This window comes from Acaryochloris sp. IP29b_bin.137 (genome assembly GCF_028285745.1).
In the GTDB taxonomy this organism is placed as follows: Bacteria; Cyanobacteriota; Cyanobacteriia; order Thermosynechococcales; family Thermosynechococcaceae; genus Acaryochloris.
Window position 1 is genome coordinate 1 of record NZ_JANQOP010000160.1, and the last position, 16,232, is coordinate 16,232.

Sequence of the window (16,232 nt, forward strand, 5' to 3'; positions counted from 1 at the left end):
TCACGAAAACTGGCTAAACAACTTGTCCATCAGCATATCTATGAATGGGCGTAGAGAAGGTCATTCTTGAGAGACCCCAGAATCCGTTAGAACGAGGACTGAATCATGGCACTTCAGCGAGGTTCGGGTCATCGTCTTCTACGCCGCTGTCCATCAGGCTCAGTAAAACGCCAGCGATGGGAATGGATAGAAATAGACCCACTAGTCCTGCCAACCGAGATCCGATGAGCAAAGCAAAAAACAAGACGACTGGGTTCATCTGCAGGGAGTTCTGCATTACGCGAGGCATCAAAATATTTTCTTCGATCTGTTGCAGTACAATGCAAGCGATGAGGACTTGCATGGCTCTCCATAGCCCTTGAGGCAAGAGGATCAGGGAAATCAAACCAATGCCTATCGTTGCCCCGATGCCGGGAACCATATCAAAGAGCCCGGCAACGACTGCCAAGATTAAGGGCACAGGTACATTTAGAATTAGAAAGACCAAAAAGCTCGATACTGCAAAAAATAAAGCTAATAAGAAGCGTCCCCAGAAGAAACCGAGGAAATTGTGCTTCATCGCTAACGTGAATTTGGCACGGGCGGTTTTGGGCAGTCCCCTCAACAGCCATTTCCACATTCGCCCCCCATCGAGCAGCATAAAAAAACTAACCACCGCCATTAGAATCAGGTTTAAGATCAGATCGACAAGATAGCTGAGGAACCCCTGAATAATCCCAATGCTGGAGCCTAAGCGCTCGATCACTTGATCGCGAAATTTAGCTTCAATGGCCCCAAAGTCGATCTGAATATCCCGCGCAGCCAGCATTTCTTCAGCTTGTAGACTGAGTCGGGCCATGGCATTAAGGAACTCAGTCACACTGTTGACGAGATCCTGTCCTTGAGACAGGACTGCAAACAAGATGGTGATCAGTAAGCCAAATAACAGCGATAATCCCACTAAAAAAACCACAGTAGCTGCCACCTCATGGGGCAAAAAACGTCGCAACCACTGGGTTGGATAGTTGAGCAGAAAGGCTAGAATTGCAGCGAAAATAAAAATTAATAAGATGCCCTGAAAATAGGCAAATACCTGGAGCGTCGCCCAACCTGAAGCAAATAAAAGCAAAAATCGAACTAAGACGGAGTTCGTGAGGCGATTCCAAAAATATTTGCGGTAGGGAGCAGGCATAGAGAACAAGCGGATGACCTATTCAACTATGGCACGATAGTTTAAGTCGTCGCTGAATTCTACACAAAAGGACTGGGTTAATGCTTAGGCATTTTCGAGCATCCATATGGACTTTAAGCCTTCGCGGTAGGAGGGATGCAGCAACTGTATTCCCAGATCTGTTTTGATTTTGAGGTTGCTGACGCGCCGACACTCCTGCCAAAAAGACTGAGCCATGGGACTCAATTGAGCATCTGCATAGGCAAGAGCAGGAGGGGGTTGGATGCCCAGTAGTTGGCTTCCTGCTTCAATTAAGGTTCTTGGCTCTGAGGGGAGGTCATCCGCCACGTTGTAGATAGAGCCGGGTTGGGGGTGCTGCATAGACTGATGGAGGGTTTGGACAATATCATCCACATGAATCCGACTAAAGACATGACCTGGTTTGAGGATATGGCGAGCCGTTCCAGCTTTCAATCGGTCGAAAATACTCCGGCCTGGGCCATAAATACCCGGTAGGCGAAAAATATGGGTTGGGAGTGAAGACTGTAACCATTGCGTTTCAGCTGTGACTCGATTTTGCGATCGCACCGACTGAGGCTTGACAGGACTCTCCTCATCTACCCATGCTCCTTGAGAGTCTCCATACACCCCTGTTGTTGACAGGTAGCCAAACCACTGAAGGGGGAGTTTCTCCAAGGTTGAGAGTAGATGGATCACAACCGGATCCTGGCCTTGCGGATCAGGAGGAATAGTACTTAGGACATGAGTGACACCGTTATAAGCACTTGGGGGTGGTAAGGCAGGGGGTTCCTCAAGCACATGAGCAAACGGGAAACAACTCAATCCGGGAATGCTGCCACTCCGATTTGTAACACTGACTGGGATATGGGCCTTAATCAATCGTTGAGCAAACCGCAGACCGGTATAACCGCATCCTAAAATTAATACTTTCATCCTGTTCACAATGCTCCAACAAAAAGGACCTTATCACCTTAAGCACAGTAGTTGTGGGAATGATCCGATCCGTCTCCGTATAGATTAACTTGTGTTATTTCGAGACCTGAAATAGCCTGCTCCTATTCAAAAACATTCTTTAGATTTTGGATTGCTTTGTGTTTATGGAAAAAACTGGGCAAACTAAAAGCATGACTTCAACTTGACCTTGCATAAAAGATGACGGCAACGATGACTATTGGTGAAATTGTTGAACAGGCGATGAGAAATGGCTATCTGACCCCAACGATGGAGGCAGAGGTAGGCCGGATTTGCGATAATGCCTCAGAGCTTGCTGTTGAAGAATATCAGTCCCTCGATCGTTTGATGGGAGCGCTCCTGACAGGGCAAGTGGTTGCAGTACCTCGTAAACAGTTCATCAACGTGATGGAAGAACTGGTGCTCACCGAAGCCATTACGCGGGTCTCTCAGATTGAAGCCACCAGTGATCACACCCTGGACTTGGGAGACATCGCCGCCTACGCGTTGAACCGTTTGCCACCCCTTTATGCCACCACAGAAGAGGGCGCCACCTATCAACGGCAACGGGCCAAGCAAGAGCTACTCGATTTAATTATTCAGCAGGTTGAGACCGCCATTTCCCGAAACTTAGATCAGCCTGACTTCTATCCAGAGCGCCATGCGTTAGAGTCTGATCATCAAAAGGATCTGCTGGGCCAAGTCAGTTCTTTGCTGCAAGCCTACGCACCTGACTATGAGCAGCCTGTCAAAAGCTAAATAAAGATTGCTTTCAGAATTATTCTGCTATTCCCTGCTACGCTGAGGCTCTAGGTTTAATAAACCTAGTCTGACCCTGGCTTTATCAAAGCTTTCTTAGCGTATCTCTGCCCATGAAAACCGAACAGAGTGCTCCCTTATGGATTTACGACACAACACTGCGGGACGGTGCTCAACGGGAAGGCATATCTTTATCGGTTGATGATAAATTAACGATTGCCCATCAGCTTGACAAGCTAGGAATCGCCTTTATTGAAGGAGGTTGGCCAGGCGCTAACCCCAAAGATAAGCAGTTTTTTCAGAAACTTCAGGCTTCTCCCCTTCGCCAAGCTGAAATTGTTGCTTTTTGTTCAACCCGTCGTCCTCACACTGCCGTAGAAGAGGATCCCATTTTGCAACCTATTTTAGAATCGGGAACGCGGTGGGTAACAGTATTTGGCAAATCTTGGGATCTTCACGTCAAAACGGGATTGAAGACGACCCTAGATGAAAATTTAGCCATGATTGCTGATTCTGTCGAATATCTTCGCCAACAAGGGCGGCGGATTATTTATGATGCAGAACATTGGTTTGATGGATATCAACGCAATCCGACCTATGCCTTAGAAACCGTTCAAGCAGCGATTGATGCAGGGGCAGAGTGGATTGTTCTTTGTGATACGAATGGAGGCTCCCTGCCTCATGAGATTGCAGAGAGTATGCAAGCTGTGCTGCAGTTGATCGCCGATCATCCCACGCGTTCAGCACGGATTGGTATTCATACCCACAACGATTCAGGAACTGCGGTAGCTAATGCTTTAACGGCAGTTCAATGGGGCGCTGAGATGGTCCAGGGGACGATTAACGGTTATGGCGAACGCTGTGGGAATGCCAACCTTTGTACATTGATCCCTAACCTGCAACTCAAGTTGGGCTATCACTGCGTTAAGTCCGAACAACTCACAGAACTGACATCAAGCAGTCGCTTGATTAGCGAGCTCGTTAACTTAGCACCCGATGAGCATGCTCCCTTTGTCGGCTTGTCGGCTTTTGCTCATAAGGGAGGAATTCATGTCAGTGCTGTACAGCGCGATCCCCAAACCTATGAGCATATTGACCCTGATACGGTTGGGAACCTACGTCGAATTGTCATTTCCGAACAGTCTGGGCTGAGTAACGTTCTGGAGAAAGCCCATCATTGTGGAGTTGCCCTAGACAAGCAAAATCCGGTTAGTCGCCAACTGCTGCAACAGCTCAAACAACTTGAGCATGACGGCTACCAGTTTGAAGCTGCGGAAGCCAGTTTTGAGTTGTTGCTGCGCCAAGCCCTCGATCAACGCCCTAGCTTGTTTGAACTCCATGGTTTTGACGTCCATTGCTATTGCGGTTCTCTAGAAGCACGTCAACAAGGTGGCTTTAGTAGCACTGCTTTAGCAACGGTAAAAGTCGTGGTCGGCGTTCAAGAAATTCTGACTGCTGCCGAAGGCAACGGACCTGTATCTGCTTTAGATGCAGCCTTGCGAAAGGCTCTAGTAGATGTTTATCCCAGCATTGCTAAGTTTCAGCTCACAGACTATAAGGTCCGAATTTTGGATGGTAAGCGTGGAACTTCAGCCAAGACCCGTGTGCTGGTGGAATCGACCGATGGTCAAAATCGCTGGACAACGGTAGGGGTGTCCACCAATATCATTGGGGCTTCTTATCAGGCGGTAGCTGAAGGAATTGAATATGGATTGCTGCGCCCCTGCTTTAAGGATTCAGATGAATGCCCCATTGGTATTAGAGCTATTTTGAATGGGCAACACTTTTAGAGCGTTTTCTCTACGGTCAAGTCTTCTAGTCATCGGCTTGCTCCTGGGAAAAAACCCTCGGAGCAAATTTCCTCTCCAGTGTAAGGACAATCGACTGGGAAGGTCTGCAATGGTAGATCTGTTTCCAGTGCAGCCTGTTTTATTGCTGCGTTGTACCCCTTGGGAAGTTGTTCCATCAAATACCGTCTCAGACTGGGGGAGTCTTCTAGGATTAACTGGATTTGACGGCGCTGTTCGTATATCGTGCAGCGCCAACTGTTGCTTTGCTTGCCGGGTTGGTATTGCCACTTTAACAGGTGGGATACCAGGACAATCAAACGGCTGGTGAGTTCTCGGCGGTCTCTCTTGCCCAAGCTTTCAATTTCCTCCACCAAGTGCTCAATATCCACTTCCCTAAAGTTGCCCTGCCTCAATAGTTGGGATGTTTGTTCGACCCAGCCGATAAAGTCCACTTCGTATAGGGTTTGAGCGGTCGTTGGATTAGGAATTTGCATAATTCAGGTTCCAGACATTAACTCACGTTCAACGGCTTCGGTGATTCTGCGCCATAGCCATGTAGTGGGATTGGGCAATGCTCTGATCTGGGCGTTGATGTGGGGTGGTCGCTTGACCGCAATGGCATGTTTTGCCAGTTCCTCGGTTTATCGGCTCTGGGTAAACGGGGGAGGTTCGGATTCCCCATAAAATAGCTCTAATATGATGTTGGACGGTCTAAAAATGGAGCTGACGTCCATTGAATTAGAGGCTGAAAGTTTTGCAGACAGGGAATAAAAAGAATCATTAAACCTTGTATACCCCCAAATGTACCCCCAGAAGATTAGGGTATAGAGTTATCATAATTTATCTACAGGGAAGAAAACGACCTTACCGAGGATCCCCAACAGTGATGTTGCCAGTATGGGTACAAGGCTTAAAAATGTTACCTGAACATTTGTCCTTTGTTCTAGTGAATCAATTCGCTTGTTCAAAGATTTATCCAGAGACTCAATCCGCTGGCCAATGCTATTGAATCGCTCCTCAGTCCTTGCAGCAAAAACCTCTACTTTCTTATCCAAAACCTCTATTTTCTTGTCCAATCCAAGAATCAAGTTTTTGAGTTCTTGAATATCTGTATCGGTTGATGGGGGCATAGTGCTTTGACCGAAACCAGGGACGGTTCATCCGTAGCTCTAATATAACTTTGCTGAGGAATATAGAGTTCAATAGTGTCGAGCTGAATGATATCTTCTCTGAACGGTATTACTTTATCCTATTCATGAATTATTTTGGGACTGGATGGATGACCAGAGTGCTTACAAACAATAAAATAAAAGGTTTATTTCCATAGGAAAGCTGCCAGCAGGAACACCATGTCAGTGGAAGTAACAGAAAAAGTTAATGCTGTAATTTTGGAATATGCTTCGCCTACACTGAAACGTTTAGGTTTCTCAAAGTCGGGTCAAAGATTTTGGCATCGTACACAAGAATCTATTTGGGTACTGGAGTTTCAACGGGGCAAATACAATCAAGGCAGTAATGGTGAATTTACCTTGAATCTTGGTGTGTATCACCCTGTTTGGGCACATGCGGTCATTGAAATCCCTCGGCTTAGTTTTATGGGTCCAGTGAAAAAAAAGCCCGCTGAGCAGGATTGCTTCATCCGAGAACGTCTAGACGAGCTGTATGGTGTTCCAGTTCATCTAAGGTCAAAAGGGAGTTCATGGTGGGGCGTTTCAAGTCATCTGAGGATTCCTGATCTTGGCGATTCCGTGGTGTCTGCGATTGAGGAGTTTGCCATACCCTGGTTTCAAAGGTTAAATGACCTGCAAAGTGGGGTTGAGTATCTTGACAACCGCTATTCTGGATTACGAAATGCTTGGCTCTATAAGGTCAACGCAATGATCGGAATGGGACTTCTTGGGGAAACACAACGAGCATCAGAGCTATATAAGCTTGCGCGTAAGGACTCGCCAAATCGTGGAGCAATGGACACCGACTTTCGTGACTGGAGAAAGTCCATAGGGATCTGAGCACACCTTATCCATCTGTTACCCTCAATTAAATTTACTCTGGTGACTCAATTGGTCCAAACGCAAGCATCAAAAATTGAACGAGCGAATTTTGAACTTTTCACGAACAGGAATTTTGGCGTGATCAGCGAATATTTCTTTAAAGGCTATATTGCTCATCTCACTGATGAAAACATGACAGGCGGTCACAAAGCGATTCAACGTGCTCTAGAGATGTACACTCACGCTTTCACGGACATTACAGTCAAGCTTGATGTATTAGTTGAATCCGGAGATCGTATTGCATGGCAACGAACCTTTCATGCAGTCCAACAAAATGCATTCAAGGGATTCCCTTCTTTTGGAGACACTATTGTCTGGCGTGATATGGTAACCAGTCGATTTAGTGAAGGACTCATCGCTGAAGAATGGATAGTCTCTGATCTCGCTGAACGCCTCTTACTCGCAAGAAAGCAACATCAAACTGATAAATAACCAGCTAAACAGCTATGAACGAAAGATTTATCAGCCCAATGGCTCAATGGTTAGATGCATTGTGTTAACTCTAGTAGGCAGCGATGAATGCATTTGCTGATCTGCTTTGAGTAAGTAAATGCACCTTGAAAGATGTCTGCAATTGCAAAAGTTAAACAGATTTACAGCACCATAACCCGCTTTAACGATGAACCTCGCGCAGATCCAGGACTAGATAGGGCTACGATCATCGATCGAATAAGTTCAGTTGGCTTGTCCCCGCCAGAAGCTGTTATATCTCTCTACGAGTGGAAAAATGGGATATCAAACTTGGACGCTTTTCTACACCTGAACGATCTAGATTTCGCAGTTGATAGTTACAAACAGATGTGTGCTTTCAAGCAAGAGTTCCAAGACTTCGAGTGGCAAAGATCCTGGCTACCAATTCTAAACATGAACGGTGATATCCATATCTGTCTGGATTTATGAACATTGGCCCTATTTTCTATTGATATCGAATGCGATTCAGTCAAACTTATTGCTAAACACTTCGAAAACTACCTGGATGCCATTTTGGAGATTTTTAAATTGGGTCTCTATTCATTTGACTCTGACGCTGGCTGTATCTTTGTTGAGCCAAAAGACAGACAGCTCATACTATCCAGGTTTGAGATAAAAAGTGCATGGTGATTTATGGTTTTACTTCAATGTTCTAGAAAATCAGGCACTAATTCATAGCCTCTCCACTTAAGGGTAGCCAGGTGAGATTATCTCAGCTCCCTATTTCATTGGGTAACTATACAAATAATTGAGGTTGCAATCAATCGCCTGCTGAATGGTTTCGCGATACTTCGAAAGACCCAGATGGGTTCGCAAATCTTCATATCTGCGCATTGAGAAGCCCAGAACATGAGCAGTCGATACCCTGGCTCACTCTAGTAAGCTTGGCTTCATCGCATCAACAATGTGCGAATTGAAAACGATGACAGGAGTGTTTTTTGTCTTGGCTTGGAAAGGTAATATCTTCGATCATCGTCAACATACCAGAGCCATCAAGCGCCTCAACAATGGCAAGACCATTGCCATTTTTATCGAATTCGATGACCGATGTGTGATATTTCGATAGACTTGCGCTCCAAGTCATCATAAAAGTCCATAATTTTGACAAACACATTACCCCCAGGCAAAAAACTCTGGGGGCTTATCTTTAATAAACGTTAAAACGGTATGTCGCTCATCATCTCATCCATCGGGATAGGTTCTTTCGGCTCAACCTGAGATTTTACTTCAGCGGCTTCTGCCGCTTCTCCTGACTTTGCGAAACTGGCAAAATCCTCATACTCGTCAAAGGCACTCTCAATTAGGAGCCGAGTGTCTTCGTCCAGCCCAAGAAATAGCTGAGCGAAATTCTCGACCGTCGGCACATCGAAAGACTTGATAGACGTTACCCAACTCGTATCGTTACCACTCCCCTTTAATGCAGACTCGAGCGTGGGGCAGAAGGCCCAGAGAGCATGGAATCTATAACCCATCCGTTTTTTGGTGAGGATACTGACTTCATTGCGGAAGTCTCTCAAACTCTGGCCAAAGCTTCCACAAACAGAGCCTTTTGCAGTTAACAACAGAGGGTGAGAATGCAGGGGCTTGTTGTCGGCCCCTAAAACGAAGATGAGGTAGCGGGTTTTTAGAAGATGGATGGCACGGTTGTAAACAGTCCTCTGATACTGCCCCATAAAATCCCGTGTTGCCCGATCGTACATCAGCAAGCCTGACTGCCGGACGATAGCTAGCCGAGGGATCAGCGTGCGATATCCTTCAACTTCAGCAGCTTTGAACTGGGCGAGGTGCTTCGACCAAGTGGTATCGGGCACGAACCCACTGGCCTCGACATTCTCGTTGCTGATGAACAAGCCAGAGCGTTCAGGATCGCTATCATTGAGGACTTGAAGGTAGGGCAATGACTGCCGTTCCGATTGATACGCTTCACCGTCGATGAAACCAGCAATAGCTTCGGTAATGGGAACAACATTAGGTTTTTGAGTAGTGGTAGGCATTGATTTTGTCCTTTTGAATGAGGTATTGAATTGAACTGGTTGAGTGTACGGTTTGGGATTTGTCACGCTGCTGGGAAGGTCTCAAAGTCATCGGGAAAAATCTTGATGGGGCATTGGAAGCCATCCAACAGCACCTCGACTAGCCCATCCCGGATAGCCAGAATCTTGCCCCAGGTGCCTGCTGAGTAGGTGGTAGACGGGTCCCGAATGGTTTCAGTTAGCCTCACTCGAGTAGCGCCGACTTGAGGAGAGGGTGGAGGAGCTGAAGAATGGGAAGTAAGAGGTGGGGAGCCGTTAGTAGCTGCCTCAACTTTGGAGGGCTGGTCTGAGATGGGCCAAACGGTCTCAGCCAGTGCACAAATTTTTCTGCACAAATTCGCCTTAATATATATACGGGAAATTTGTGCAGCCTCTTTAAGCCCCTCTAAAACGCTAGAACGCTTGTTAATAGAGTATTTTGACTGCTTTGTGGGCTGTCCTTTTGTCTCCTTCACTGAGTGACCAGCGTCCCGCTTGAACCACTGCTCAAAAATCTCAAGTCGTCCATCATGAAGCGCAAGTTTCTGCTGCTTGGCCTGTCCAGTTTTTGCATCAATGACTGCCGCTTCGAAACGAAGTCTATATTTGTTTCTCCCCATCTTGTCCAGCTTTAGCCCCACGAGGGTTAAAAGAGCATTGACACAGGCGATGGGGTATTTAGTCGGGGCATTTACACCTATCAGTTGCAAGTCCTGATGGTTAGCGATCACCCTCTCATGGATAGCGATGATAAGCGGGTCATCCTTCCCGATCTCCTCGCCACCCAGCACTCGATTCAGAAGCGATTTGACCCCCAGAATCTCTAGCGCTTCCACCCGATTGCTCATCTGCGACCGATTGAGATCGGGAATAAAGGCACAGCCATATTGGACCACCGCCTGTCCTCGGGCCTCATCCCGCCCCTTTAAGAACTGCCTCCCCTTGGTTAGGTAGTAGAGGGTCTCAATTTGGCGAATCCACCCAGGCTCTTGCGTTTTGGCGACAATCGCAGGGGTCGGTTCAACGAGAAGCTTCTTCTGGATTTCGTGCCGCAATTCCCGCTGGCGTTCGGCCTCTGTCTTCGTTTCACGCTCCTTGGATTTTTGGTAATCTGCCTCAGAATTGAAAGGTCGAGATTCTGCTACTCGCTGGCAGAAAGTGACCTGGGATTCTACCTTGATCGACTTCGTGAGGCCCCTCAAATTTTCGTCGGAATCCTCTGTATACCGTTCGATAACATACCCTCCAGCTTTCAGGCCATACTTGATATATTCTCGATAGCAAGCCAGTTCCAGGTTGCGAGCAGCACCCATCTTCGCCCAGGTTTCCAGGGGTGCCCCGTTAACAATGGCATTGCCCTCATCCTGAACTAACGTAAATTCCTCCCACCGTCGAAGATTCAGTTCTGCCTCTTTGGCTTGCCCCCTGATCAACCCCTGAGCAGACTTGGAGCCATTCCCCACTCGAAAGATTGAGGGGGCCTTTTCAGCAGCCCAAACATGGATAGGCAGGTCTTCTCGGACTCTAGCCAAGGCCTGACGTGCCGAATTCGCGGGTGTAATCCCTGAGAAAATCCCAAATACAGCGCTAAAGTGGCCCTTAACGTCTATGGAGACCCCCGTCCCCAGAGTGGGACTAACAATGACGATGTCGTAGTTCTGGACCAGGTGATTGATTTTGCCCGCCCCCTTAAAGGCGGGATGGCTTGGGTCTGAAATGGTCACGGAGTCCACTCTCAGGACGCGACGCTCTGGGAAACGTCTCCTGAATCGAAGCTCTAGATTAACCGTCCCAAACGCAGACCCCGCCTTTTGCCCTGAGGTGCAGAAGTAAACCTTGCCCCCGCCTTCAAGCACCTGGATGGCTTTTTCAATCAGCTGATCAGGGGTGTCGTTTTCGTAAGCAATCGCCAATGGATGGCTGGGGTTCCTATATTGATTGAGAACGAGGTAGGGCCTACATTCTGGGCAACCCGAGATTGTACGGACAAAATCAATTGATGTATGGCCTAAATCAGCATCCAATGTAATCAACTGCCCTTCTGAATCAGGGTTTAGCACTCCCGCTAGCAGCCTCGAAAACTCAATCAATATTTCTGGTCTATGCTTTTTGACCTCCGTATCAGCGTTGAGCAGGTGATCAATGACTTGCTCCACCTCATCAATGATGACGATTGCATCCCGCCACGGCTCCCCGTGAAACTTCGCCCTTGAATGGGGATGCATTGAATCCACACAGAGTCCAAACCCCTGAATCTGCCCTTCGGGGCCAAGGCTAGATAGGAAGGGCACCCCCAACCTCTTCGCTAGCGCTTCCCCTAGCTGCACTCGGTGGGTAATCAAGATTACGGGCTTACCCACCGCTAAGGCTTCAGAAACGTGCCCGATTAGACTTTCCGTCTTTCCTGTCCCCTTCTCGGACTTGATCGCGACCCAAGTTTCCGTTGAGAGTGCAGGGATATCCCCGAGATATCGCTAATTTAGCACAAGGTCTGGGGACTGAGTTAGCCTGCGGGAGCGAAGAACCCGTTGGACCTCAAATTGAATTCGCTCATCAAAGGCACAATCAAAAGCCCCTACACCCTGGTTAAAAATGACATCATCGACGCCCTTGTCCTCCCCAGGTAGGTTGATAATGCTCACCTGACCTCTGCCTTGGGAAGATCCACCAGTCTTATTCCCTAACTGCCGTGATCGGATGCAGTGGCAAAGACGTTTCTGAGCAGCCCAAACGTTGGCTCTAGCTTTGGGTTTCTTGTCATTGTCAAAGCAGATTGAGACGGGCCGTTCGTAGCTAACCAGAGGGGCAATGTCAGGGTGTAAATAGCTCCTGCCCTGCTCATCCTTTTTGCACCCCATCCACACCCCAAGCAGAGCGATGGCGCAATACCCTGCACTGAGGAGTGATGCTGCCTTTTTCACTCCTTCACAGAGGATGATCTCAAGCGTTGGTGTGGCCTGAACCCATGACCAAAACGCCACATCTTCAGTGTTTGGATCCGGCGCAGTCGGGAACCGTGACTCCCACTCAGTTAAGAAACCCGCTTTTTGGGCGATAGTCCTACTGGTTCGATAGTTAACCCTCAGATAAAATACCCGAGCCTCTGCTTTTGGGGGATTTTCATACTTGATGACCTTCGTTTTGGGAGCAGGGCCAAACCCTGTGTATTCTTCCGTAAAGATCCTCGGCTGGTTGGGCTTCACACAGCAAAAATCCATAGGCGTTTGCCAATGGGTGGTGGGGTCCAAACTCTCGCAGATCCAGCCCCCTTCCTTCAGGTTCTGGTAGCGTCTAAGAATTGCCCCTGAAACCCGCCCCGTATTCGTCCGCTCAAGTTTGTCTGAGTAAAGCAGACAATCCAACAACTCATCTTCGTCCGCTGCTCTGACGTTCAGTGCAACGATGTCAGCGTCGATTGCGCTTTGCGAAAACTCTTGACAATGAGCAGGGTTTAGATATTGGTAAGAATCACTATTAGTATTTTGGTAGTATTCACCAATACCCAATTTTTGGTTGAACTCACCAAAATCCCTTTCTCTATCTCCTGGATATTGGTAAGTATTACTATTATTGCCTTGAAGATTCTGACAAAGGATAGAATCATCCGCTGAATTATAGTGACTATCACCATAATTTGTTATACTTGGGTTGTATCTATCAAAAGTTTGTGCCACCTTTAAAACGGCTCCATCGAATGGTCCAGGGAGACCTGGTCAATTTGTTTGGGTGTTGGCACCGTTAGAAACTCGTTCCGCCAAGATTGAGGTTTCTAACGGTGTTTTAAGTAGGCCAGGTGGTCCAATAGATTTCTTTAAGCCCCGGTGTTTTCGGGGTTTTTTGCTGTTTGTTCGAGGCCAGTCAGTCGTCATCGTCAACTCCTTCAAACTTTTATGGGTTCCAGTCCGGTCATTCACAGGACTGTCAAGGGACTTCGTGGGAAAAATAGTCATGCTGAATCCCTCCCCTGGCGGGATGGCCAATGACTGGGCAAGGATTCAAAGAACCGTTCGATGGCTCTTTGGTGGTTGGCTTCGTCCTCCCAGTTCACCAAGCGATCCACGCAAAGGGCGAAATTCCACAGCCGGGAACGACCGACATTGATGAAGTGAACACCCGCTCTGAATCGACCCTGCTTGGCATATTCATAGAGAGTCGTGCGGGAGATTCCCACTGTTTTAGATAGGTCGGCAGCAGAGCAAAAGATTGGCCGATCCGCTGCAAAATTTTGGGGTGAGGGTAGTGGCGTAGTCTTGACGCCTTCAGAATTGGGTATCACCATAAGGTTGTGCTCCCTGAAATATGGAGGCATGCAAAAGCCTCAGCTATTGGCTGTTGAGTTTTTGGTTCTCGGGGGGCGACAGGGGACTTCTTGGCGGGATGAACCTGGCGCTTCCCAAAAAAATATTCAGTTGGTGGACCTCTCATTTTGGCCTCCTCTAGATGTGCATTAGAACTGTAGGCAGGGTCTCTGCAAAACGTCAAAATGGAGCTTTACCCCCAAGTAAGCATACGGTTTTTCCCGAGAAAGCTTTTTCCCATCAGAATTAGCTTTTAGCGGTTTTGGGGTGAAATCGGTCATCAGTCTAAATCCTCAAAATATCTGGAAATACTGAATCGATTTTTCAGTATGTTAGGTCGGCTATGCAGGGCTTTAATCTAGGGAACTTCGATTAATCCATCACGTATTTGTAAATTGGCATTTAATCCCCATTTCGACCTCTGCTACAAAACACTGCTTCAATTCGTGCGACTAATTTTTCACTAAATCCAATTCCCTGCTACTGCCTGGTGATCATCCTGGCTTCTCCTCCTCTCGATCCCTTACTTGAAACATAGGCAGAATGTCCCTAAACCTCCAAATGAAATTTGGATTCCAATTAAGGATACGGTTTTACCTAAATTGGCTTTATCCCTATCGGTAAAACCATTGAGCACCTTTTTAGGGAAATAGGACATCGACTTCAATCCTCAAAATGTGTGGAAACTATATCGAGGGACTCATTTTTCACTAAATCCAATTCCCTGGTACTGCCTTGTGATCATCCTGGTTTCTCCTCTCCGCGATCCCTTATTAGGAACATAGGCAGGGTCCACCTCTACACCCAAATGAAATTTTGCTTCCAATTAAGGATACGGTTTTGCTAAAAAAGGCTTGTAAGCCTTATCGGTAAAACCATTGAGCAGTTTTGGGGGAGAATAGGGCATCGATCAAATCCTCAAAATATTTGGAAATAATGAATCGGGCTTTTGCCTACTGGATAAGCTTTTCAGGGTTTGAACAGAAGGAAATTTGATAAATTTATAACGATTTATTAAGTTGATCTTTTTTCGATTTTTTGGCTCCGATTCTTCGGGGTTGGTTCGAAACGGTTGAATAATGTCTCATTGAATTAAATTCCTCACTGAAACTTAGCGATGAAATTTTTTGGCCTTTCAATAGCGCTTCAAAGACTCCAGGCCATAACATCTGATCTTGGCCGCACTCTCGCACCCCATCTTTGTCCTGGATTAGCAGCATCGGCTCTCCTTGCTGGCTAGCTTTAGCCCCACTTCGGCAGTGACTTCCTGCCAATTTGAGGCAAATATAAAGGGACAATGTACTCCAAGGGCATCCCAGCTAAATCTTTTATCCCAGATAAACCAAGCACAGGTCACTGAATCGGTGCCTTTGGTATCGGCCCTGAACTTTATCCTGGGATTAACCACGATCACCTGTTTGAGGTGGTCTGCATGATCCCTCAGCCAGTTTCCCCGACCATTACAGGGCTCCAGGTAGCTGAGTCTAAGGAGAAATGCGACACCGTGATTGCAATGCTCAAAAGCTAGGGGCAGAATCTGTTCTGCCTCAGAGAAGGGGGGATTAGTGATGATCCAGGAATGGACCCCCCACTCAGACCAAAACACGGATGTGGTCGCGTCATTGGTCGTATGCCCCTCGGTAATATCCCAGAGCAAATCCGAAGCTGAGACGGATGTGATCAATGACCAGTTCGCTAGGACTTTCGTGATGGCATTATGGCCTGCACAGGGTTCAAACACTGATCCCCTGATGTTGGTCTGTCCGAGCAGCAAATCTGTGATGGGGGTTGGCGTAGGATAGTAGTCGTTTAAGATCCTCCGAGCTGGATTAGACATAGTATTTCTCGCAGTTGGCGTGAATGATTTTCGCTTTTGCAATCGCCTTCTCTGGGTCTGTGGCCCAGACCACGGGACGGAAATATTCCCCAGAGGAATTTACGACTTTGACGGTGAACTCCATTTCCTCTGGGCTCCGCTCCTCTCGATTTGCTTGCCAGGGAACAAGACCATCGGTGAGCTGAGGGTTGATCATTTTGCTTCCTCCATCCGTACGCTGCTGATAAAGCCTTTGCTCTTTAGGGAACTAATTTTTCTGTGATAGAGCTGCTTCATGCCTTTGGCATAGGAGTACTTTTTGGCGTCCCGAACATCCAGAGAGAACCGACTCCCCGTCCAGTACATCAAGGCTTGGGACATAGCCGTCAGAGCATTTATCGCCGTGACGATGTAGACCGTCTCATTGGCTTTAACGTTGTGGGTAATCCGATAATCTCGGCTCATGATGTAACCCCCTTCGCCCATGTCTCTATGGCGGCGTGAACAATGGCGATGACTTCCAGGGCTATTTCCTCTGGAAGACTCTCTAAGCCCAACGGTTGGAGCTGGTTCTGTTTGTTGTTGTGTCGTTTCATTTGTGGGCCTCCTTGATTGCTGTAGTGATGAAAAAGTGGAGGAACATCGAGAAATAGATTGTTTGCCAGAGCAGCACATAGAGCACGGTGTAGTTATTCATGTCGGCATCCCGTACCTTCTGCACAAAGGGCAAACCAGGTTTTCGTCTAGCTTTGAAGGTCGATGCTTGATGCCGCAGGACAGGCATTCTTGCCTTGGGGCTGGAGTGACAAGGCTAATGAGGCGCTTAAGGATTGATTTCATGGCTGAACCTCTGCTTAAGATGTAGCGATTTGAGGATTAAGGAAGCCTACGGACTGATGGGATGCATCGATGG

General features: G+C 47.4%; 19 protein-coding genes. 6 read left to right on the forward strand and 13 right to left on the reverse strand.

Annotated features, from left to right (window positions below; all coding sequences use genetic code 11):
* Positions 1 to 103: 103 nt before the first annotated feature.
* Together Q0991_RS11895 and Q0991_RS11900 are read right to left on the reverse strand one after the other, a co-directional pair.
* On the reverse strand, positions 104 to 1,171 hold the full coding sequence (locus Q0991_RS11895) for an AI-2E family transporter (RefSeq protein ID WP_299488728.1): 1,068 nt from the start codon (positions 1,169 to 1,171) through the stop codon (positions 104 to 106).
* 84 nt (positions 1,172 to 1,255) lie between these two features.
* Entirely contained in the window at positions 1,256 to 2,104 is an 849-nt protein-coding gene (locus Q0991_RS11900; protein ID WP_299488731.1) for an SDR family oxidoreductase, read from the reverse strand.
* A 231-nt stretch (positions 2,105 to 2,335) separates the two neighbouring features.
* Here Q0991_RS11900 and Q0991_RS11905 point away from each other — a divergent pair, with 231 nt between their 5' ends.
* On the forward strand, positions 2,336 to 2,881 hold the full coding sequence (locus Q0991_RS11905; protein WP_299488734.1) for a late competence development ComFB family protein: 546 nt from the start codon (positions 2,336 to 2,338) through the stop codon (positions 2,879 to 2,881).
* A 113-nt stretch (positions 2,882 to 2,994) separates the two neighbouring features.
* Positions 2,995 to 4,671 (forward strand): citramalate synthase, encoded by a 1,677-nt coding sequence (cimA, locus tag Q0991_RS11910; RefSeq protein ID WP_299488737.1) that lies wholly within the window; start codon positions 2,995 to 2,997, stop codon positions 4,669 to 4,671.
* 29 nt (positions 4,672 to 4,700) lie between these two features.
* Here cimA and Q0991_RS11915 read toward each other — a convergent pair whose 3' ends face one another.
* The gene (locus Q0991_RS11915; protein ID WP_299488740.1) at positions 4,701 to 5,165 is read right to left on the reverse strand and encodes a DUF29 domain-containing protein; all 465 of its coding nucleotides are present in this window, start codon (positions 5,163 to 5,165) and stop codon (positions 4,701 to 4,703) included.
* 339 nt (positions 5,166 to 5,504) lie between these two features.
* Positions 5,505 to 5,801 (reverse strand): hypothetical protein, encoded by a 297-nt coding sequence (locus Q0991_RS11920; RefSeq protein ID WP_299488743.1) that lies wholly within the window; start codon positions 5,799 to 5,801, stop codon positions 5,505 to 5,507.
* Between the two features lie 219 nt (positions 5,802 to 6,020).
* Between Q0991_RS11920 and Q0991_RS11925 the strand changes: the two genes are divergently transcribed.
* The 3 genes from Q0991_RS11925 to Q0991_RS11935 all read left to right on the forward strand — a co-directional run bounded on the left by Q0991_RS11925 (position 6,021) and on the right by Q0991_RS11935 (position 8,259).
* Positions 6,021 to 6,680 (forward strand): DUF4304 domain-containing protein, encoded by a 660-nt coding sequence (locus Q0991_RS11925; RefSeq protein ID WP_299488746.1) that lies wholly within the window; start codon positions 6,021 to 6,023, stop codon positions 6,678 to 6,680.
* A 42-nt stretch (positions 6,681 to 6,722) separates the two neighbouring features.
* Entirely contained in the window at positions 6,723 to 7,154 is a 432-nt protein-coding gene (locus Q0991_RS11930) for an ester cyclase (RefSeq protein ID WP_299488749.1), read from the forward strand.
* Positions 7,155 to 8,115: 961 nt separating this feature from the next.
* On the forward strand, positions 8,116 to 8,259 hold the full coding sequence (locus tag Q0991_RS11935) for a hypothetical protein (protein ID WP_299488752.1): 144 nt from the start codon (positions 8,116 to 8,118) through the stop codon (positions 8,257 to 8,259).
* A gap of 91 nt (positions 8,260 to 8,350) precedes the next feature.
* Here the strand turns inward: Q0991_RS11935 and Q0991_RS11940 are convergent, their stop codons facing one another.
* The 5 genes from Q0991_RS11940 to Q0991_RS11960 form a co-directional block, all read right to left on the reverse strand.
* Complete coding sequence (locus Q0991_RS11940) at positions 8,351 to 9,187, reverse strand: DUF5895 domain-containing protein (RefSeq protein ID WP_299488755.1); 837 nt, start codon at positions 9,185 to 9,187, stop codon at positions 8,351 to 8,353.
* Between the two features lie 62 nt (positions 9,188 to 9,249).
* On the reverse strand, positions 9,250 to 11,664 hold the full coding sequence (locus tag Q0991_RS11945; RefSeq protein ID WP_366524949.1) for a plasmid replication protein, CyRepA1 family: 2,415 nt from the start codon (positions 11,662 to 11,664) through the stop codon (positions 9,250 to 9,252).
* 15 nt (positions 11,665 to 11,679) lie between these two features.
* On the reverse strand, positions 11,680 to 12,711 hold the full coding sequence (locus Q0991_RS11950; protein ID WP_299488761.1) for a DUF3854 domain-containing protein: 1,032 nt from the start codon (positions 12,709 to 12,711) through the stop codon (positions 11,680 to 11,682).
* 207 nt (positions 12,712 to 12,918) lie between these two features.
* Positions 12,919 to 13,155 carry a hypothetical protein gene (locus Q0991_RS11955; RefSeq protein WP_299488764.1) on the reverse strand — a complete coding sequence of 79 codons (237 nt, stop codon included), beginning with the start codon at positions 13,153 to 13,155 and terminating at the stop codon, positions 12,919 to 12,921.
* Positions 13,152 to 13,484, reverse strand: coding sequence for a hypothetical protein (locus tag Q0991_RS11960; RefSeq protein WP_299488767.1), 333 nt, complete (start codon positions 13,482 to 13,484; stop codon positions 13,152 to 13,154). Before Q0991_RS11960 ends, Q0991_RS11955 begins: the two co-directional genes overlap by 4 nt.
* 28 nt (positions 13,485 to 13,512) lie before the next feature.
* Between Q0991_RS11960 and Q0991_RS11965 the strand changes: the two genes are divergently transcribed.
* A complete protein-coding gene (locus Q0991_RS11965; RefSeq protein WP_299488770.1) occupies positions 13,513 to 13,656 on the forward strand; it encodes a hypothetical protein in 144 nt (47 codons plus the stop codon).
* A gap of 1,057 nt (positions 13,657 to 14,713) precedes the next feature.
* Here the strand turns inward: Q0991_RS11965 and Q0991_RS11970 are convergent.
* The 4 genes from Q0991_RS11970 to Q0991_RS11985 are packed head-to-tail and all read right to left on the reverse strand — an operon-like array spanning position 14,714 to position 15,915.
* Complete coding sequence (locus Q0991_RS11970) at positions 14,714 to 15,340, reverse strand: hypothetical protein (protein WP_299488772.1); 627 nt, start codon at positions 15,338 to 15,340, stop codon at positions 14,714 to 14,716.
* On the reverse strand, positions 15,333 to 15,536 hold the full coding sequence (locus tag Q0991_RS11975) for a hypothetical protein (RefSeq protein ID WP_299488775.1): 204 nt from the start codon (positions 15,534 to 15,536) through the stop codon (positions 15,333 to 15,335). The genes Q0991_RS11970 and Q0991_RS11975 overlap by 8 nt, the downstream gene beginning before the upstream one ends.
* The gene (locus Q0991_RS11980; protein ID WP_299488778.1) at positions 15,533 to 15,784 is read right to left on the reverse strand and encodes a hypothetical protein; all 252 of its coding nucleotides are present in this window, start codon (positions 15,782 to 15,784) and stop codon (positions 15,533 to 15,535) included. The genes Q0991_RS11975 and Q0991_RS11980 overlap by 4 nt, the downstream gene beginning before the upstream one ends.
* Positions 15,781 to 15,915, reverse strand: coding sequence for a hypothetical protein (locus Q0991_RS11985; RefSeq protein ID WP_299488780.1), 135 nt, complete (start codon positions 15,913 to 15,915; stop codon positions 15,781 to 15,783). The genes Q0991_RS11980 and Q0991_RS11985 overlap by 4 nt, the downstream gene beginning before the upstream one ends.
* Positions 15,916 to 16,232 lie beyond the last annotated feature (317 nt).

Bases quoted from the DNA above. Each gene is read 5' to 3' on its own strand.
- Q0991_RS11905 (WP_299488734.1), top strand. From the start codon at position 2,336: ATGACTATTGGTGAAATTGTTGAACAGGCGATGAGAAATGGCTATCTG.
- Q0991_RS11970 (WP_299488772.1), bottom strand. From the start codon at position 15,340: ATGTCTAATCCAGCTCGGAGGATCTTAAACGACTACTATCCTACGCCA.
- Q0991_RS11965 (WP_299488770.1), top strand. From the start codon at position 13,513: ATGCAAAAGCCTCAGCTATTGGCTGTTGAGTTTTTGGTTCTCGGGGGG.
- Q0991_RS11980 (WP_299488778.1), bottom strand. From the start codon at position 15,784: ATGAGCCGAGATTATCGGATTACCCACAACGTTAAAGCCAATGAGACG.
- Q0991_RS11975 (WP_299488775.1), bottom strand. From the start codon at position 15,536: ATGATCAACCCTCAGCTCACCGATGGTCTTGTTCCCTGGCAAGCAAAT.
- Q0991_RS11915 (WP_299488740.1), bottom strand. From the start codon at position 5,165: ATGCAAATTCCTAATCCAACGACCGCTCAAACCCTATACGAAGTGGAC.
- Q0991_RS11955 (WP_299488764.1), bottom strand. From the start codon at position 13,155: ATGACTATTTTTCCCACGAAGTCCCTTGACAGTCCTGTGAATGACCGG.
- Q0991_RS11925 (WP_299488746.1), top strand. From the start codon at position 6,021: ATGTCAGTGGAAGTAACAGAAAAAGTTAATGCTGTAATTTTGGAATAT.
- Q0991_RS11940 (WP_299488755.1), bottom strand. From the start codon at position 9,187: ATGCCTACCACTACTCAAAAACCTAATGTTGTTCCCATTACCGAAGCT.
- Q0991_RS11960 (WP_299488767.1), bottom strand. From the start codon at position 13,484: ATGGTGATACCCAATTCTGAAGGCGTCAAGACTACGCCACTACCCTCA.
- cimA (WP_299488737.1), top strand. From the start codon at position 2,995: ATGAAAACCGAACAGAGTGCTCCCTTATGGATTTACGACACAACACTG.
- Q0991_RS11900 (WP_299488731.1), bottom strand. From the start codon at position 2,104: ATGAAAGTATTAATTTTAGGATGCGGTTATACCGGTCTGCGGTTTGCT.
- Q0991_RS11935 (WP_299488752.1), top strand. From the start codon at position 8,116: ATGACAGGAGTGTTTTTTGTCTTGGCTTGGAAAGGTAATATCTTCGAT.
- Q0991_RS11895 (WP_299488728.1), bottom strand. From the start codon at position 1,171: ATGCCTGCTCCCTACCGCAAATATTTTTGGAATCGCCTCACGAACTCC.
- Q0991_RS11985 (WP_299488780.1), bottom strand. From the start codon at position 15,915: ATGAAACGACACAACAACAAACAGAACCAGCTCCAACCGTTGGGCTTA.
- Q0991_RS11920 (WP_299488743.1), bottom strand. From the start codon at position 5,801: ATGCCCCCATCAACCGATACAGATATTCAAGAACTCAAAAACTTGATT.